The organism is Anaerofustis sp. LCP19S3_F7, from assembly GCF_052119445.1.
Taxonomy (GTDB): domain Bacteria; phylum Bacillota; class Clostridia; order Eubacteriales; family Anaerofustaceae; genus Anaerofustis; species Anaerofustis butyriciformans.
Genome location: NZ_JBQKFF010000001.1, coordinates 95,755 through 111,763, shown reverse-complemented (window position 1 = coordinate 111,763; position 16,009 = coordinate 95,755). Strand labels below are relative to the sequence as shown.

Below are 16,009 nucleotides of genomic sequence, written 5' to 3'. Positions count from 1 at the left end.
AATAGAATGGAAAAAATTATTATAAAAGGTGGAAACAGATTATCTGGAGAAGTTACAATTACAGGTGCAAAAAATGCGGCCCTTGGCATTCTTCCAGCAACAGTTCTTGCCAGCGATAAATTTATTATTGAGAATTTACCTGATATTCAAGATATCAGAAACTATATAAGTATTATGAAAAAACTTGGTGCAAAAATCAGAAAGACATCAAAAGGTTTAAGTGTAGACACAACAAATATTGCAGATTGCACAAGTGATGAAATTGCAGAAGAAAGCACAAAAATGAGAGCAAGTTACTATTTGCTTGGTGCATTACTAGGAAGAAACGGAAGCGTTGAACTTCCACCTCCTGGAGGATGCGATATCGGTGCTAGACCAATTGATCAACATATTAAAGGCTTTGAAGCGTTAGGGGCAAAAGTTGATGTTAAAGGTTCAATAAAAATAGAAGCTCCAAATGGACTTAAAGGTACAAACATTTATATGGATGTTGTAAGCGTAGGGGCAACAATTAATATAATGCTTGCTGCAGTAAAGGCAAATGGTTTAACCGTTATTGAAAATGCTGCAAAAGAACCTCATGTTGTTGACATTGCTAACTTCTTAAATTTAATGGGAGCAAATATAAAAGGTGCCGGTACTGATGTAATAAGAATAAACGGGGTAGAAGAACTTCATGGTTGTGAATACTCTGTTGTTCCTGACCAAATAACAGCGGGAACATACATGATTGCTGCAGCTGCAACAAAAGGGGATGTTTTGATTAAAAACGTTATTCCTCCTCATCTTGATTCAATAACAGCAAAATTAATAGAAATGGGTGCTGAAGTTACAGTTGATGAAGATGATAATATTAGGGTAATAGGAAGAGAATACATTAAACCTTGTAACGTTAAAACATTACCATATCCTGGATTCCCAACAGATTTACAACAACCTATGGGACTGTTTATGTGTTTGGCAAACGGAGTAAGTACTATTACTGAAAGCATATTTGAAAATCGTTTTAGATATGTAACAGAACTTCAAAAAATGGGCGCAAACATAAGAGTAAATGGTAATACAGCAGTATTCACAGGTCCTTGTGAACTTTACGGTGCAAAAATTCAAGCAACTGATTTAAGAGCCGGTGCTGCTATGATATTGGCAGGGCTTGTTGCAAAAGGTATTACTGAAGTTACTAATTTAAAATATATTGACAGAGGATATGAAAATATAGAAGAGAACTTTAGGAATTTAGGTGCCGACATAGAAAGAGTTGATTCATAAAGATTTAATCCCCTAAATATGCAGGGGATTTTATTTTATATTATAAATATATAAAAATTACATAAAATGAAAGGGAGAATAAATTGAAGTTTACAAATCTCTTTTCTTCATCAAAGGGAAACAGCTTACTTGTTGAAAGTGAGAATACAAAAGTTTTAATAGATGCCGGGCTTGCAGGTAAACATATAATAAATGAGCTTAAAAGGATTGATGTAGATATTCATGATATTGATGCAATACTTATTACTCATGAACATTCTGATCATGTAAAAGGTGCAGGTGTGTTGTCCAGAAAAGCCGATATACCTATTTATATTCAAAAAGATGCGTGTCCTTCGGTTTTAAAAAAGATAGGAAATGTTAAAGGAGATAATATATATAGAATAGAAGAAGAAAGACCACTATATATAAATGATTTATTAATTGATAGCTTTTCTATTCCGCATGATGCTGTTGCTCCTGTTGGATTTACTATTGATGATGGTAAAAATAAAATCGGCGTGGCAACTGACATGGGAATGATAATGGAAAGTGTAATAAATAAGCTTAAGGATTGTAAATTTGTTTTTTTAGAAGCAAACCATGATGAAACAATGCTAAAAAACGGGTCTTATCCAATTGAATTAAAACAAAGAATTTTATCGCCTTTCGGTCATCTTTCAAATACAGACAGCGGTAAAGTATTAAGTGAACTTATAAAAGGAAAGACAGAAAGAATCAGGCTTGGACATTTAAGCGAAGAAAATAATCTTTCTTCTGTTGCTTTTGAAACGGTAAAAGACGTTGCAAAAAGCAATGATGCCATTGAGGGAAAAGATTTTGTTTTAGATGTTGCAAACAGAATAGGAATTAACGGTACTATTCATTGCTAGGAGGTCAATATGCATAAAAAGGGGAAAAGCGGACTTACCATATTCTTTTTGGGATTAATTATAGGTGGAATTATATTCGGTTCATTAGCTTTTTTTATAACTAATATGAGAATGAACGCTTTAATTGATGAAAAACTTGGTATGGAAAGTGAAATAGTAACAGACGATTCTTCAGGAAGCGTTACACTTAAGGAGTCTACTACCGAAAAAGTTGCGCAAAGTGTTACTCCAGCTGTTGTAGGTATTGAAACAGTTTCGGTAACAAAAGATATATTTGACAGAGAGTCTGAGGTTGGAGGAATCGGAACAGGTTTTATTGTAGATAAAAACGGTCTAATACTAACAAATCAGCACGTTGTAAGTGAAAACCCAAAACAAATAAATGTAACATTAAAAGACGGAAGAAATTTTGATGCAAAAGTAATATATTCATCTACTACAATTGATTTGGCAGTAATAAAAATTGATGCAAAGAATTTGCCTGTTGTAAAACTTGGGGACAGTGAAAAAATAAATATAGGTCAAACGGCAATTGCAATAGGAAACCCAATGGGACTAACTTTTGAAAGAACCGTAACACAAGGTATCATAAGTGCCCTTAACAGGAGCATTGCGGTAGATTCTTCAACAATTGCTGAAGATTTAATTCAAACAGATGCTTCAATAAATGAAGGGAACAGTGGAGGTCCTTTATTAAATCTTGCAGGTGAAGTTGTTGGAATAAATACTTATAAAATTCAGTCAGGAGAAGGTCTTGGTTTTGCAATTCCGATAAACATTGCCAAACCAATTATAGAACATATAAAAAATGAGGGAGAATTCGTTTCTACGGTTATGGGGATTGAAGGTGTTGATAAAGAAATTGCAAGATATTATTCAGAAGATATAGATTTAGAAAAAGGAATTTTAATTGTTGGAGTTGTAAATGGAATGGGTGCTGATAATTCCGGTATAAAAGAAAATGATATAATAACAAAAGTTAATAATGTTGAAATAAAAAATATGCTTCACTTTAGAGAGCAACTATATTATCATAGTCCCGGAGATAAAGTTAAAGTTACTTATGAAAGAGACGGGAAAAGCAAGACAGTTGAAGTCGCATTAAGCAAAGGAAATAATTAAACAGCTTTAGGGCTGTTTTTTTATTATTATGAAAAATATTTTTATAAAAGACTTTTTAATGGTAAAATAAAAAAGAGGTGTAATTATGGACGAAGTTATAAAAAGAAAACATAAAAGTTATATAAAATGGATTGTAGCAATAATCGGGCTTGGGTTATTTCTTTATTTGTGTGCGAAACTTAGTGTAAATGACCTTAATCACTTTGATTTTATGGTTTATAATTTTGTATCTTCGTTTATTTCACCTAAAGCAACAAAGATATTTAGGTTTATTACAAGGTTTGGTTCTGTTGAAGTAATATTTCCTTTATGTATTTTAATCTTTATGCTTATGAAAGATAAGAAAAAAATTATTTTATCAATAGTAAATATACTAGGTGCAGTTTGTTTAAACCAAGTTTTAAAGTTTATAATAGAAAGACCTCGTCCTGCAGTTGTAAGACTTGCAGAAGCAAGCGGATTTAGTTTCCCAAGCGGACACTCAATGTGTTCATTAGCATTTTACGGATTTTTGTTGTATCTTCTTATAAGGAGTAACGGTGGTTTTTGGTTTAAATTTTTTGGAAGTATTGTAATATGTTCTCTTATTATATTAATAGGAGTAAGCAGGATTTATCTTGGGGTACATTATTCAAGCGACGTTATTGCAGGGTTTGCTCTTGCACTTGCTTATTTAATTGTGTTTACTGATATTACCGATAAAATTGTATATAACATATAAAAGAACGCTTTGACGTTCTTTTATTTATAATTGATGTAATTATATTTAGTGTATGATATAATATTTCCTTAAGGAGAACAATATGAATTTAAGATTAGATGATTTGCAGATAAAAGATTATTATATATATCAAGATACAGATACTTTTTGTTTTGGTGTAGATGCTGTGCTCCTTGCAAATTTTACATCAAAATATATAAATAAAAAGGATAGTTATATTGATTTATGTACAGGAAGCGGAGTTATACCGATTCTTGTATATGCAAAAAGAGAAAATAAAAATATTAAAGCAGTTGAGATTGATGAAGAAATGTGTATGGTAGTAAAAAAATCTCTTGACTACAATAATATTGACAATATTGAAATAATAAATCAAAATATAAATAACCTTGATAAAAGTTTATACAATAAATTTGATAGTTTGTCTGTAAATCCACCTTACTATAAAGCAGGCAGCGGAGAAGTAAGCATAAATGATAAAAAAAGTTATGCACGACATGAGATATTATGTAGTTTTGAAGATATTGCAAGAGTTTCTTCAAAGTTATTAAAGGATAAAGGAAAGTTTTTCTTGGTACATAGAACAAATAGATTTGAAGAAATTATGAAAATACTTGGAGAGTATAGATTTGCTGTTAAAGATGTTCAGTTTATTTATCCAAAGAAAGAGAAAAATTCAAATTTATTTTTGCTCAAAGCTGTAAAAGGAGGAAAAAGCGGATTAAATATTTTGCCTCCTCTTGTAATGTATAACGAACAAAACGAATATACAAAGGAATTTTTGGAGTATTACTATGAAGATAGAACAAATAAATAACGATTTAATACTAACTGATGTTGACCATTTTAATTTGAAAAAGACCTTTGAATGTGGGCAATGTTTTAGATGGAATGAATTAGAAAAAGATGAATTTATCGGCGTTGTAAATGGAAAAGTAATTCACATAAAAGAAGACGACGGAAAATTTACATTTTATGATACAACAAAAGAGTATTTTGATTCTTTTTTAAAAACGTATTTTGATTTTGATCTTGATTATAATGAAATAGATAAAAAGATAAATACAGATGAACATATAGAAAAATGTATAGAATACGGTAATGGTATAAGAATATTAAAACAGGATTTATTTGAAACAATTATTTCTTTTATAATTTCTGCAAATAATAATATACCAAGAATAAAAGCTATAATAGAACTTATTTGTGAAAGATATGGAAAAGAAATAGAGTATAAAGGTAAAAAGTATTATTCTTTCCCAAGTTATATAGATTTAAAAGATGTAACAAAAGAAGAATTTCATGAACTTAAAATGGGATTTAGGGATAAATATTTAGTTGATGCCATACATAAAATAAACACAGGCGAAATTGACCTTGAAAAGATAAGTGAAATGGATACTGAATTAGCTAAAAAAGAACTTATGAAAATAAAAGGGGTTGGAGAGAAAGTATCGGATTGTATTTTGTTGTTTGCTCTAAAGAGATTAGAACTTTGTCCTATGGATGTATGGGTTAAGAGAATATTTTTAAATAGATATGGGCTTACTGATTTAACTTTTGAAAATGGATTTAACCTTGCTAAGAGCAAGTGGGGGGAATTTGCCGGTATTGCACAACAGTATTTATTTTATTATGAAAGAGAAACTTCAAAGGAGAAATAATGAAAAAGAAATTATTAATATTTGATTTTGACGGAACCTTAGTTGATTCACTTCCTCTTTGGCAAAAAGTAGATTATATCTTTTTTAACGAAAGAAGAGGTATACAATATTCAATAGAAGATATTGACTTTAGACCTATGAGTATTGAAGAGGCTGCTCAAGCGACAAAAGATGTATACAAGGTTGAAGAAAGTATTGAAGAAATTATTAAGGAATGGGTAGATATAGTAAATGAACTTTATTTAACCGAAGATATATTAAGAGATGGTGCAAAAGAGATTATAAAAGAAGCTAAAGATAAAGGTTATAAGCTTGCAATTGGGACAAACAACACAATGGAGCTTATAAAAAGCTTCTTAGATAAAGAAGGTTTGCATGGTGTTTTTGATTTAGTTGTTACCGCTAACTGCGTAAAGAGAAGCAAACCTGACCCTGATATATTTTTGCACATTGCAAGTAAGCTTAATATAAATCCTGAAGAATGCATAGTTGTGGAAGATTCTCTTGCCGGGACAATGGCTGGAAAAGCTGCTAATATGTATACTTATACAATTGAAGAAGAAGAAAGTATAGAGCATAAAAAAGAGATTTTAGAAATAACCGATAAATATATTTACTCATTAAGAGAAATTAAGCTATAGATCTTTTTATTTTGACAAAATATTTTATATATGATATAGTATTGATTCGTAAGGGAGTAATCGGCGTGAAGGCGTAATAAAGTCAACATATTGGAAAGAAATTCCTGGCTTTATTTTAAACGATGAGACTTATCTGTTTTTTAACGGATAGGTCTCTTTTTTTATCAATAAAATTTTGTAATGAGAGGAAAAAGATGAATTTAATTGAATTGTTTATAATCGGTGTAGGTCTTTCTATGGACGCATTTGCGGTATCTGTTTGCAAAGGTCTTTCTACAAGGAAATTAAGAAGTAGTAATTATCTTACTGTTGGAGTATACTTTGGTGGATTTCAGGCTTTAATGCCCCTTATAGGTTATTATCTTGGTTATTATTTTAAAAATATAATAATGGATTTTGATCATTGGATTGCTTTTATTCTTCTTGCCTTTATAGGTGTTAATATGATAATGGAATCAAGAAAAGAAGAAAATCTTGATTCAAGATTTGATTTTAAAACAATGATTCCACTCGCAGTTGCAACCAGTATAGATGCTCTTGCTATAGGGGTTACTTTTGCATTTTTAAACGTAAATATATTTTTAGCAATATCTATAATAGGTTGTACGACTTTTGTATTATCTATGATTGGATTAAAAGTTGGTAATATTTTTGGTAAGAAATATAAACAAAGAGCCGAACTTGTCGGGGGTATTATTCTTGTTTTAATGGGTATTAAAATTTTGCTTGAACATCTTGGTATTTTGTAAAAATATTTTAGATATGATTATGTTTTATGAAAATATATAATCCATAAAAAAAACACTCTAAAAGAGTGTTTTTATTTTATATTGCCTCTGTTATTAAATCTCCCATTTGTCTTGTGCCGACTTCTTTTGTTCCTTCACTTACTATATCAGGAGTTCTATATCCCATATCAAGAACCTTTGTTACGGCATTTTCGATTGCACTTGCTTCTTCTTCAAGGTTAAATGAATATCTAAGCATCATTGCCATTGAAAGAATTGTTGCAATAGGGTTAGCCATGTTTTTACCTGCAATATCAGGAGCAGAACCGTGAATTGGTTCATACATTCCGAAAGAATTTTCTCCAAGACTTGCTGATGGAAGCATACCAATAGAACCTGTAATTTGGCTTGCTTCATCTGATAAAATATCACCGAACATATTTGATGTTACAATAACGTCAAATTGTTTAGGGTTTCTTACAAGCTGCATAGCTGCATTATCAACATACATATGTGTAACTTCAACTTCCGGATAATCTTTGCTCATTTCTGTTATGATTTTTCTCCAAAGTCTGCTGCTTTCAAGTACGTTTGCTTTATCAATACTTGCAAGTTTTTTGTTTCTTGCCATTGCTGTTTCAAATGCAATTTTACCTATTCTTCTTATTTCCATTTCTGAATAGCTTTCTGTGTCGTAAGCTTCGTTTCCGTATTTACCTTCTCTATATCCTCTTTCTCCAAAGTAGATACCGCCTGTAAGTTCTCTTACAACTATAATATCTAAGCTGTCTCCTATAATTTCTTTCTTTATAGGGCAAGCATCGCTTAGAGCTTTATGTATTATTGCAGGTCTAAGATTTGCGTATAATCCTAGGGCTTCTCTTATGCCAAGTAATGCTTTTTCAGGTCTTTGATCTCCTGGAAGATTATCCCATTTAGGACCTCCAACAGCACCTAAAATAACGCTGTCAGAGTTTTTGCATAGTTGAACTGTTTCTTTTGGTAAACATTCACCGCAATTGTCGATTGCGTCTCCGCCTGCTCTAACATATGCAAGTTTAAATGTATGAGAATATTTTTCTCCTATTTTATTTAGTACTTTTACAGCTTCAGCTGTTACCTCAGGACCTATTCCGTCACCTTTTATTACCGCCAAATTAAATTCCATATTATTCTCCGATCTTTTCCTTTGTATATTCTACAAGTCCGCCTGCTTTCATGATTTTTTGCATGAATTCAGGGAAAGGTTGTGCCTTATATTCTTTGTTTGTTGTTAAGTTTGAAATAATACCTGTGTTAAAATCAACTTTTACTTCATCGCCTACTTTAATATCATTTGCTGCTTCTTCACATTCAAGAATAGGTAAGCCGATATTTATTGCGTTACGATAGAAGATTCTTGCAAATGTTGATGCGATAACACAAGATACCCCTGCGCATTTAATTGCAAGAGGAGCGTGTTCTCTACTTGAACCACAACCAAAGTTTTTCGTTGCAACGATTATGTCACCCTTATTCATTTTATTTATAAAGTCTTTGTCTATATCAATCATACAATATTTTGCAAGTTCATCTCCGCTTGATACATTTAAGTATCTTGCAGGGATTATTACGTCTGTATCTACATTATCACCGTATTTGAATACTTTTCCTTGTGCTTCCATTAAAAATCTCCCTCCATTACTTTTTCTGGGTCAATAATATATCCGGCAACTGCTGATGCTGCTGCAACGGCTGGACTTGATAAGTAAACTTCACTGTCTACATGTCCCATTCTTCCTACGAAGTTTCTGTTTGTTGTTGAAATTGCTTTTTCTCCTGCAGCCAAGATACCCATATGTCCTCCAAGACATGGCCCACATGTTGGAGTAGAAACAATTGCGCCTGCTTTTATTATATCTTCAACATATCCAAGTTTGATACTGTCAAGATAAATTTGTTGTGTAGCAGGGATAACTATTGCTCTTACTTTTTTGTTTACTTTTCTGCCTCTTAAAATATCAGCAGCCATTTTAATATCTTCAAGTCTTCCATTTGTACAAGAACCGATAACTGCTTGATCTACATATACTTTTTCTTCTGCTGCTTCATCTACTGTTTTTGTATTTTCAGGAAGATGAGGGTAAGAAACTGTAGGTCTAAGCTTACTTAAGTCGATTTCAATAACTTGTTCATATTCAGCATCTTCATCAGCTTCAAATACTTCAAAAGGTTTTGTTGAATGTGCTTTTGCATATTTGATTGTTTTTTCATCAACAGGGAATATACCATTTTTGGCACCTGCTTCTATAGCCATATTAGCCATTGAGAATCTATCATCCATAGATAAATACTTAATTCCATCTCCAACAAATTCCATTGATTTGTATAAAGCTCCGTCAACACCGATTTTACCAATAATATGTAATATAATGTCTTTACCGCTTATCCATTTTGCAGGTTTGTTTTTTAGTACAAATTTAATTGCTTCAGGAACTTTGAACCATGCTTCACCTGTTGCCATACCTATTGCCATGTCTGTACTTCCAACACCTGTTGAAAAAGCTCCAAGAGCTCCATATGTACAAGTATGAGAGTCTGCTCCGATTATAACTTCTCCAGGAACTACTATTCCTTTTTCAGGTAAAAGTGCATGTTCGATACCCATATCCCCAACATCAAAAAAGTTTTTAACATTCATATCCCAAGCAAAATTTCTACAGCTTTTACATTGTTCAGCTGCTTTGATGTCTTTGTTTGGTGTGAAGTGGTCAAGTACGATTGCTACTTTGTTTTCATCAAATACTTTCTTTGCGCCAGTTTTTTTGAATTCTTTTAAAGCAACTGCAGTTGTAATGTCGTTACCCATTACAATGTCAAGTTTTGCTTCAATTAATTGCCCTGCAACAACGCTGTCTAGTCCTGCGTGTTTTGCAAGGATTTTTTGTGTCATTGTCATTCCCATAATAAATATCTCTCCTTAATTTCTACTTAACAATTTTATTTGCAACACTTACTACGGCATAGAATGAAGATAATGTTATGTTACTTGATACTCCGGCTCCGTAGTACATTTTGTGGTTATGTCCTTCAATTTGAATGTATGAAATAGCTCTTGCGTTTGTACCGTATTCCATAGAGTGTTCTCTATAATCGGTTACTTCCATTTCAATGTTAAATTCATTTTCAAGAGCATGTGTGAATGCATCTATAATACCATTACCAACGCCGCTTATTTCTCTTTCTTCGCCTTTATATTCAATTATAGCTTTGATAGAAACTTCTTCGTCGTGGTCTTTAGTTGTTTCTTTATATTTTATAAGTTTAATAGGATTTTCGTTGTTGATGTATTCTTTTTTGAATATATCAAATATAACTTCAGGTGCAAGGTCACTATGATGTTTATCTGATACTTTTGTTGTAACTTTGCTGAAATCTTTTTGGAATTCTTTAGGAAGATATAATCCATAATTTTGTTCAAGTACGAATGCAACCCCGCCTTTACCAGACTGTGAATTGATACGTACGATTGGGTCGTATGTACCTCCAACGTCTTTTGGGTCGATTGGAAGATAAGGAACTTCCCATATTGTTTGTTTTCTTTCTTCTCTTTTGTTCATTCCTTTTCTTATTGCATCTTGGTGTGAGCCTGAGAATGCAGTGAATACTAAAGAACCAACGTAAGGATGTCTTGGGTTTATTTCCATTCTTGTAAGTCTTTCGTACATATCCCCAAGTTCTCTTATTTTTGAAAAGTCAAGTTTAGGGTCTATTCCTTGAGAGAACATATTCATTGCAACAACCATAATGTCACAGTTACCTGTTCTTTCTCCGTTTCCGAAAAGTGTTCCTTCAACTCTGTCTGCTCCTGCCATTAAAGCAAGTTCTGTTGCGGCAACTCCCGTTCCTCTGTCGTTGTGAGCATGAAGACTTAATATAACGTCTTCGCGGTGATGAAGTCTTTCTGAACAATATTCTATTTGGTCTGCATAAATATTGGCAGTTGCCATTTCAACAGTTGATGGAAGATTTATTATAATTTTATTATTTACTTTTCCATGCCATGTATCTATTACTGCATTACAGATTTCAACTGCATAATCCATTTCTGTTCCTGTATAGCTTTCAGGAGAATATTCAAAAGTAAAATCTGTTTCAGGATATTTTTTCATTTCTTCCAAGAATTTCTTAGCGCCTCTTACGGCAATTTGTGTTACTTCTTCTTTACTTGCATTAAATACTACGTCTCTTTGAAGAACTGAAGTAGAGTTGTAAAGATGTACTATTGCTCTTTTAGCACCTTTTATGGAAGCAAATGTTTTTTCTATTATTTCATCTCTTGATTGTGTAAGAACTTGAATATTTACATCATCGGGAATCATGCCTTTTTCTATTAATGTTCTTACAAATTCAAATTCTGTATCGCTTGCAGCTGGGAAGCTTACTTCGATTTCTTTAAAGCCTATTTCCACAAGCTTGTTATAAAATTCAATTTTTTCATCTAAGCTCATAGGAATTTCAAGAGCTTGGTTCCCGTCTCTTAAGTCAACGCTGCACCATATTGGAGCTTTTTCAATAACTTTATCCGGCCATTTTCTATCAGTTTTTTTCATTGGCGGATATGGTCTGTACTTTTCAAAATTTTTCATATTTTTTTACCTCTTTAATTATTTATGAACGTACCTTATTTAAAATTTAACACACTTTTTAGTTGGAATTTGGTATAAAAAAACTTCCGTTCTCAAATAAGAGACGAAAGTTACTAATTCCGCGGTACCACTCTAATTTATTCTTTAGTAAATAAGAATACACTCATTAAAGATACGGGCAGTGTGCCGATATCTCGTCACTGTAACGGGTGACACCCGTTTCCACTTACTCTCCGTAGATTTCAGTAAACCACTCTGAGGCGAGTTCGGTTTTTGTTAAGTACTGTTTTACACCAACCAACAGCTCTCTGCGACTTGTTAAAAAACTTACTATTCCTCTTCTTTGTGTTTAAAGGTATTAAGTTCATATTGATAATAATCTATCACATGAAAAGTTAATTGTCAATAATATTTAGAAAATTCTTTAATTTTTAGATGCATTTTACATTTATTATATTTGTAACGTTTAGGGTGTTGAATTTATGAAAATATATAGAAAATTTTATGTGAATTATTTTATTTTTCATTAATGTAAAACAATAAAAAAACACCTTAAAAGGTGTTTAAATTTCTTTTTTTGAGAAAGATGTTTTTACTTGAACGTGGTCGATTTTTCCAAGTCTTCCCGTAAAAGCATTTATTGTATCAGCTTCGCCGATTACGGCAATAGATATAATTGATACATTTTCTCTGTCTAATGGTATTCCCATTCTTCCTCTTATAATATCTTTATAGCTGCTTATTACCTCGTTTACTTCTTTTTGTACTTTTTTAGGTTCATCTAGAACCAGACTTATTACTGCTATTCTCATACTTCCTCCTTTATTTACATTTGTTTATGAATTCTTTAATTATTTTTATGCTTGTTTCTTCTTTTTCATAATTGAATTCAGGATGCCACTGAAGTCCCCAAACAACTTTTTTATCCTCTAAATATACTCCTTCTATTAATCCGTCTTTTGAAACTGCCATAGGTTTTAAATTAACTGCCAAATCTTTTATTGCTTGGTGATGATAACTGTTTACGCCTATTTCATTTAAGTTTAAAATATTATATAAAGGGGTATCTTTTATTATATCCACTTTATGAAAGTTTATGTCGTAAGGTGGTTTTTGGACGTGGTTTAATCCTTTTTGTGTTTGTAAGTCTTGATATAAACTACCTCCAAGAAGAACGTTTATTATTTGTATTCCTCTGCAAATTGCAAGAAGAGGTTTATCCTCTTTTATTATTTCTTCAAATAATATTGTTTCCATTTCGTCACGTTTATAGCATATATTATGGCATTTATTGGATTTTTCTTCTTTATACAGATTAGGGTTTACATCGTGTCCACCGGAAAATAGAAATCCATCACAGTATTTTGTAAGTTTTTTTATATTTTCCTTATTAGTTGTTAGAGGTAACATTATAGGTATTCCACCGCATTTTTCAATGCTTAACATATATCCCGGAAGCATCCAATAGCTGTCTTTGTATTCGTCAAAAAGCGGTACTATTCCGATTATTGGTTTTTCCATTTTGTCTCCTTTTTATGTCAATGCTTTATAATATTTGTTTTATTTTAGCTAATAATAAAAGAATATCATATATAAAAAAATAATTCCATATTATAAAAATTCTATTTTTATAATAAAAATTACATATTTATATTCATTTACTAAATAATAATGGTATGAAAAAGAAATTATTTTTTTGCTTTATTTTTATAGCATTGATATATTTATTTTGTGAAAACTATTCGTGTGAAATATTTGATAGAACTTTCATGATATATATGAATGGTTCTGATTTGGAAAGCGAAGATAAAATTGCCAGCGGTGATTTAAAAGAGATATGTGAAAGTGAAATCCCCAAAGGCAGCAAGGTTTTAATATATACAGGTGGAACAAAGAATTGGAATAATGAAAAAATAAATGAAAATAATAATCAAATATTTGAAATAAAAAACAAAAAACTTCATTTAATTAAGAACCTATCTAAAAAAAGTATGGGAAGCAGTGAAACACTTAGTGAGTTCATTGATTTTTCAATGGGACATTATAAAAGTGATGAAAATATACTGATTTTTTGGAACCATGGAGGAGGAGCAATATCGGGATTTGGTAAAGATGAAAATTTTGATAATGATACGCTTTTGCTTAGTGAACTGAAAAAAGGACTTAAAACTTCATATGAAAATCATAAAACAAAACTAGATATGATTGTTTTTGATGCGTGTTTAATGGGCTCTTTGGAAACGGCATATAGTATCAAAGACTACTCTAAGTATATGGTCGCAAGTGAAGAATTTGTTTTAGGTTATGGACTAAATTATAAAAATATTATTGAAAAATCATCAAACAGAGATATAGAAAGTCTAGGAAGATTAATTGTTGAAAGTTATTATAAAGAAAGCGTAAGAAAAAATAAAGATAAGATAATAACAATGTCTTTATTAAATTTAGATAAGGTTGAAGCTTTGTATGATGAATTTAATTTTTTACTTGAAAATAATATAAATGAATATGATGTAAGTAATCTAAAAGAAGATATTTTAAAAGGAACAGTTTTTGGAGGAAGAACAAAAGAAGAAGGGTTCAGTAACATGGTTGATTTCCTTTCTCTTTTAAAAAATATATTTAAAGAAAGTGATTATATAAAGCTTGAAAGACTGGTAGATGATGTTGTTATATATAATAGGAAAGGATTTATAAATAATGATGCTTGCGGGGTATCAATTTTCTTTCCTTTAGATTATAATAGTAAGACGTTAAATGAACTTATATTATACGAAACGCTTAACACAAATAGTTCTTATTGTGCTTTTTTAAAGAAATATGCTTTAAGCCGTGATATGAAAAAATATAAAGATATTTTAAAAGTTAAAAGGGTGCAAAATAAAAATATAATATATGAGATAACAAAATATGGTCAAAAAAGTGACAATTCTCCATTCTATTTTAATGGATATATGCTTTCTTGTTATAAAATTAACTCTGTGGGTATGAATGAAATTTATGCTGCTCCTATAATATATAACGGTAAGGAAGCAAGTATCAGATTTGAATATAATGTGTATAATAATAAGGTAGATATTTTAGGCATTGTCATGGGTAGAGGTAACTTAAATATTTCTGAAAAAAAGTTAATTGATATAGCTTTTGGAGACAAAATATGTATAATAAATTACGAACTTTTAAGGAGAGGGGATGTGAAGATTCTGCGTAGAAATGCGCTTAAAGTCACAGAAAACATCAAATTATTACAAATGTAATCAAAATATGAAAATTTTTTCATTTTTTTGTAAAAAAAGTATAATGTTTTTTTTCATAATATAGTATAATATAAAACGTGAACCTAGAAATTTTTTAATAATTCATATAAAAAAGGAGAGAAAAAATTGAAAAAAATAGCAGTTTTAACAAGTGGCGGGGATGCTCCCGGTATGAACGCAGCTATTAGAGCTGTTGTTAGAGCAGGAATATATTATGGATTTGAAGTTTATGGTGTACAACAAGGTTATCAAGGTTTAATGGATGATAACATTGAAAAACTTGATGCTTATTCTGTATCAGATAAAATTCAAAGAGGTGGAACCTTCCTTCGTTCTGCAAGATGTTTAGAAATGAAAACAGATGAAGGCTTAAAAAGAGCTGTTAATACACTAAACAAACATGGTATTGAAGGTTTAGTTGTTATTGGTGGGGACGGTTCTTACAGAGGTGCTCAAAAATTAAGCAGAGCAGGAATTAACGTTATCGGAATTCCTGGAACAATTGATAATGATATTTCATGTACTGAATATTCTATAGGATTCGATACAGCAGTAAATACTGCAGTTGACGCAATCAATAAAATCAGAGATACATCTTCTTCTCACAACAGAGTAAATGTTGTTGAAGTAATGGGAAGAAACAGTGGTTTTATTGCTCTTTATGCAGGTATTGCAGCAGGAGCTGAAGCAATTTTAATTCCTGAAAAAGAATTAAACTTAGATGTTGTTTGTGAAAAAATAAAAGAAGGCTTTAGCCTTGGAAAATATTATGGACTTGTTATTCTTGCCGAAGGAGTTGGACATTACGAAGAATTCTGTGATGTTATTGAAAAATACTCTGGTGTAACAACAAGAGGAACTAACTTAGGATACATACAAAGAGGTGGTTCTCCAACTGCATTTGACAGAATGCTTGCAAGTAAAATGGGTGCTTTAGCTGTTGAATGTTTAAGAGATGGAAAAACAAACAGATGTATGTGTTATCAACATGGAAGATTTTTAGATATGGAAATTGAAGAAGCATTGGCTATGCCATATGTAATTGATGAAGAAGCAAAAAGAATTGCTGAAATGTTAGCAATATAATATAAAAATAAGTTTATGATT

At 31.2% G+C, this 16,009-nt stretch carries 16 protein-coding genes and 1 other annotated feature; of the genes, 10 read left to right on the top strand and 6 right to left on the bottom strand.

The window, feature by feature from the left end; genetic code table 11:
* Nucleotides 1–6: 6 nt before the first annotated feature.
* The 8 genes from ACTQYZ_RS00530 (at nt 7) to ACTQYZ_RS00495 (ending at nt 7,038) form a co-directional block, all read left to right on the top strand.
* Nucleotides 7–1,269, top strand: a complete 1,263-nt coding sequence (locus ACTQYZ_RS00530; protein ID WP_441021335.1) for a UDP-N-acetylglucosamine 1-carboxyvinyltransferase — start codon at nt 7–9, stop codon at nt 1,267–1,269.
* Between the two features lie 83 nt (nt 1,270–1,352).
* On the top strand, nt 1,353–2,141 hold the full coding sequence (locus tag ACTQYZ_RS00525; protein ID WP_441021336.1) for an MBL fold metallo-hydrolase: 789 nt from the start codon (nt 1,353–1,355) through the stop codon (nt 2,139–2,141).
* A gap of 9 nt (nt 2,142–2,150) precedes the next feature.
* Nucleotides 2,151–3,263, top strand: a complete 1,113-nt coding sequence (locus ACTQYZ_RS00520; RefSeq protein WP_441415815.1) for a S1C family serine protease — start codon at nt 2,151–2,153, stop codon at nt 3,261–3,263.
* Between the two features lie 85 nt (nt 3,264–3,348).
* The gene (locus tag ACTQYZ_RS00515; RefSeq protein ID WP_441415814.1) at nt 3,349–3,984 is read left to right on the top strand and encodes a phosphatase PAP2 family protein; all 636 of its coding nucleotides are present in this window, start codon (nt 3,349–3,351) and stop codon (nt 3,982–3,984) included.
* A gap of 82 nt (nt 3,985–4,066) precedes the next feature.
* The gene (locus ACTQYZ_RS00510; protein WP_441021340.1) at nt 4,067–4,801 is read left to right on the top strand and encodes a tRNA1(Val) (adenine(37)-N6)-methyltransferase; all 735 of its coding nucleotides are present in this window, start codon (nt 4,067–4,069) and stop codon (nt 4,799–4,801) included.
* Nucleotides 4,779–5,648: a DNA-3-methyladenine glycosylase family protein gene (locus ACTQYZ_RS00505; RefSeq protein WP_441021341.1), complete on the top strand. Its 870-nt coding sequence runs from the start codon at nt 4,779–4,781 to the stop codon at nt 5,646–5,648. The genes ACTQYZ_RS00510 and ACTQYZ_RS00505 overlap by 23 nt, the downstream gene beginning before the upstream one ends.
* Nucleotides 5,648–6,289: an HAD family hydrolase gene (locus tag ACTQYZ_RS00500; RefSeq protein ID WP_441415813.1), complete on the top strand. Its 642-nt coding sequence runs from the start codon at nt 5,648–5,650 to the stop codon at nt 6,287–6,289. The genes ACTQYZ_RS00505 and ACTQYZ_RS00500 overlap by 1 nt, the downstream gene beginning before the upstream one ends.
* 194 nt (nt 6,290–6,483) lie before the next feature.
* Nucleotides 6,484–7,038, top strand: coding sequence for a manganese efflux pump MntP (locus ACTQYZ_RS00495; RefSeq protein WP_441021344.1), 555 nt, complete (start codon nt 6,484–6,486; stop codon nt 7,036–7,038).
* A 76-nt stretch (nt 7,039–7,114) separates the two neighbouring features.
* On the opposite strand, the gene leuB is transcribed toward ACTQYZ_RS00495, so the two are convergent.
* From leuB to ACTQYZ_RS00465, 6 genes are all read right to left on the bottom strand, one after another.
* A complete protein-coding gene (gene leuB / locus ACTQYZ_RS00490) occupies nt 7,115–8,185 on the bottom strand; it encodes a 3-isopropylmalate dehydrogenase (protein ID WP_441021345.1) in 1,071 nt (356 codons plus the stop codon).
* Between the two features lies 1 nt (nt 8,186).
* A complete protein-coding gene (gene leuD, locus ACTQYZ_RS00485) occupies nt 8,187–8,681 on the bottom strand; it encodes a 3-isopropylmalate dehydratase small subunit (RefSeq protein WP_441021346.1) in 495 nt (164 codons plus the stop codon).
* Nucleotides 8,681–9,961, bottom strand: coding sequence for a 3-isopropylmalate dehydratase large subunit (gene leuC, locus ACTQYZ_RS00480; protein ID WP_441021347.1), 1,281 nt, complete (start codon nt 9,959–9,961; stop codon nt 8,681–8,683). The genes leuD and leuC overlap by 1 nt, the downstream gene beginning before the upstream one ends.
* Nucleotides 9,962–9,983: 22 nt before the next feature.
* A complete protein-coding gene (leuA, locus tag ACTQYZ_RS00475; protein ID WP_441021349.1) occupies nt 9,984–11,645 on the bottom strand; it encodes a 2-isopropylmalate synthase in 1,662 nt (553 codons plus the stop codon).
* A gap of 96 nt (nt 11,646–11,741) precedes the next feature.
* Nucleotides 11,742–11,998, bottom strand: a binding site (T-box leader).
* Between the two features lie 210 nt (nt 11,999–12,208).
* A complete protein-coding gene (locus ACTQYZ_RS00470) occupies nt 12,209–12,457 on the bottom strand; it encodes a TM1266 family iron-only hydrogenase system putative regulator (RefSeq protein ID WP_138268004.1) in 249 nt (82 codons plus the stop codon).
* A gap of 10 nt (nt 12,458–12,467) precedes the next feature.
* Nucleotides 12,468–13,166: a gamma-glutamyl-gamma-aminobutyrate hydrolase family protein gene (locus ACTQYZ_RS00465; RefSeq protein WP_441021351.1), complete on the bottom strand. Its 699-nt coding sequence runs from the start codon at nt 13,164–13,166 to the stop codon at nt 12,468–12,470.
* A 194-nt stretch (nt 13,167–13,360) separates the two neighbouring features.
* On the opposite strand from ACTQYZ_RS00465, the gene ACTQYZ_RS00460 reads away from it, so the two are divergent.
* On the top strand, nt 13,361–14,902 hold the full coding sequence (locus tag ACTQYZ_RS00460) for a clostripain-related cysteine peptidase (RefSeq protein WP_441415812.1): 1,542 nt from the start codon (nt 13,361–13,363) through the stop codon (nt 14,900–14,902).
* Between the two features lie 126 nt (nt 14,903–15,028).
* Nucleotides 15,029–15,988 (top strand): 6-phosphofructokinase, encoded by a 960-nt coding sequence (gene pfkA, locus ACTQYZ_RS00455; protein WP_441021354.1) that lies wholly within the window; start codon nt 15,029–15,031, stop codon nt 15,986–15,988.
* The last annotated feature ends 21 nt before the right edge of the window (nt 15,989–16,009 follow it).

Bases quoted from the DNA above. Each gene is read 5' to 3' on its own strand.
- ACTQYZ_RS00530 (WP_441021335.1), top strand. From the start codon at position 7: ATGGAAAAAATTATTATAAAAGGTGGAAACAGATTATCTGGAGAAGTT.
- ACTQYZ_RS00520 (WP_441415815.1), top strand. From the start codon at position 2,151: ATGCATAAAAAGGGGAAAAGCGGACTTACCATATTCTTTTTGGGATTA.
- ACTQYZ_RS00515 (WP_441415814.1), top strand. From the start codon at position 3,349: ATGGACGAAGTTATAAAAAGAAAACATAAAAGTTATATAAAATGGATT.
- ACTQYZ_RS00510 (WP_441021340.1), top strand. From the start codon at position 4,067: ATGAATTTAAGATTAGATGATTTGCAGATAAAAGATTATTATATATAT.
- ACTQYZ_RS00505 (WP_441021341.1), top strand. From the start codon at position 4,779: ATGAAGATAGAACAAATAAATAACGATTTAATACTAACTGATGTTGAC.
- ACTQYZ_RS00500 (WP_441415813.1), top strand. From the start codon at position 5,648: ATGAAAAAGAAATTATTAATATTTGATTTTGACGGAACCTTAGTTGAT.
- ACTQYZ_RS00495 (WP_441021344.1), top strand. From the start codon at position 6,484: ATGAATTTAATTGAATTGTTTATAATCGGTGTAGGTCTTTCTATGGAC.
- leuB (WP_441021345.1), bottom strand. From the start codon at position 8,185: ATGGAATTTAATTTGGCGGTAATAAAAGGTGACGGAATAGGTCCTGAG.
- leuD (WP_441021346.1), bottom strand. From the start codon at position 8,681: ATGGAAGCACAAGGAAAAGTATTCAAATACGGTGATAATGTAGATACA.
- leuC (WP_441021347.1), bottom strand. From the start codon at position 9,961: ATGGGAATGACAATGACACAAAAAATCCTTGCAAAACACGCAGGACTA.
- leuA (WP_441021349.1), bottom strand. From the start codon at position 11,645: ATGAAAAATTTTGAAAAGTACAGACCATATCCGCCAATGAAAAAAACT.
- ACTQYZ_RS00470 (WP_138268004.1), bottom strand. From the start codon at position 12,457: ATGAGAATAGCAGTAATAAGTCTGGTTCTAGATGAACCTAAAAAAGTA.
- ACTQYZ_RS00465 (WP_441021351.1), bottom strand. From the start codon at position 13,166: ATGGAAAAACCAATAATCGGAATAGTACCGCTTTTTGACGAATACAAA.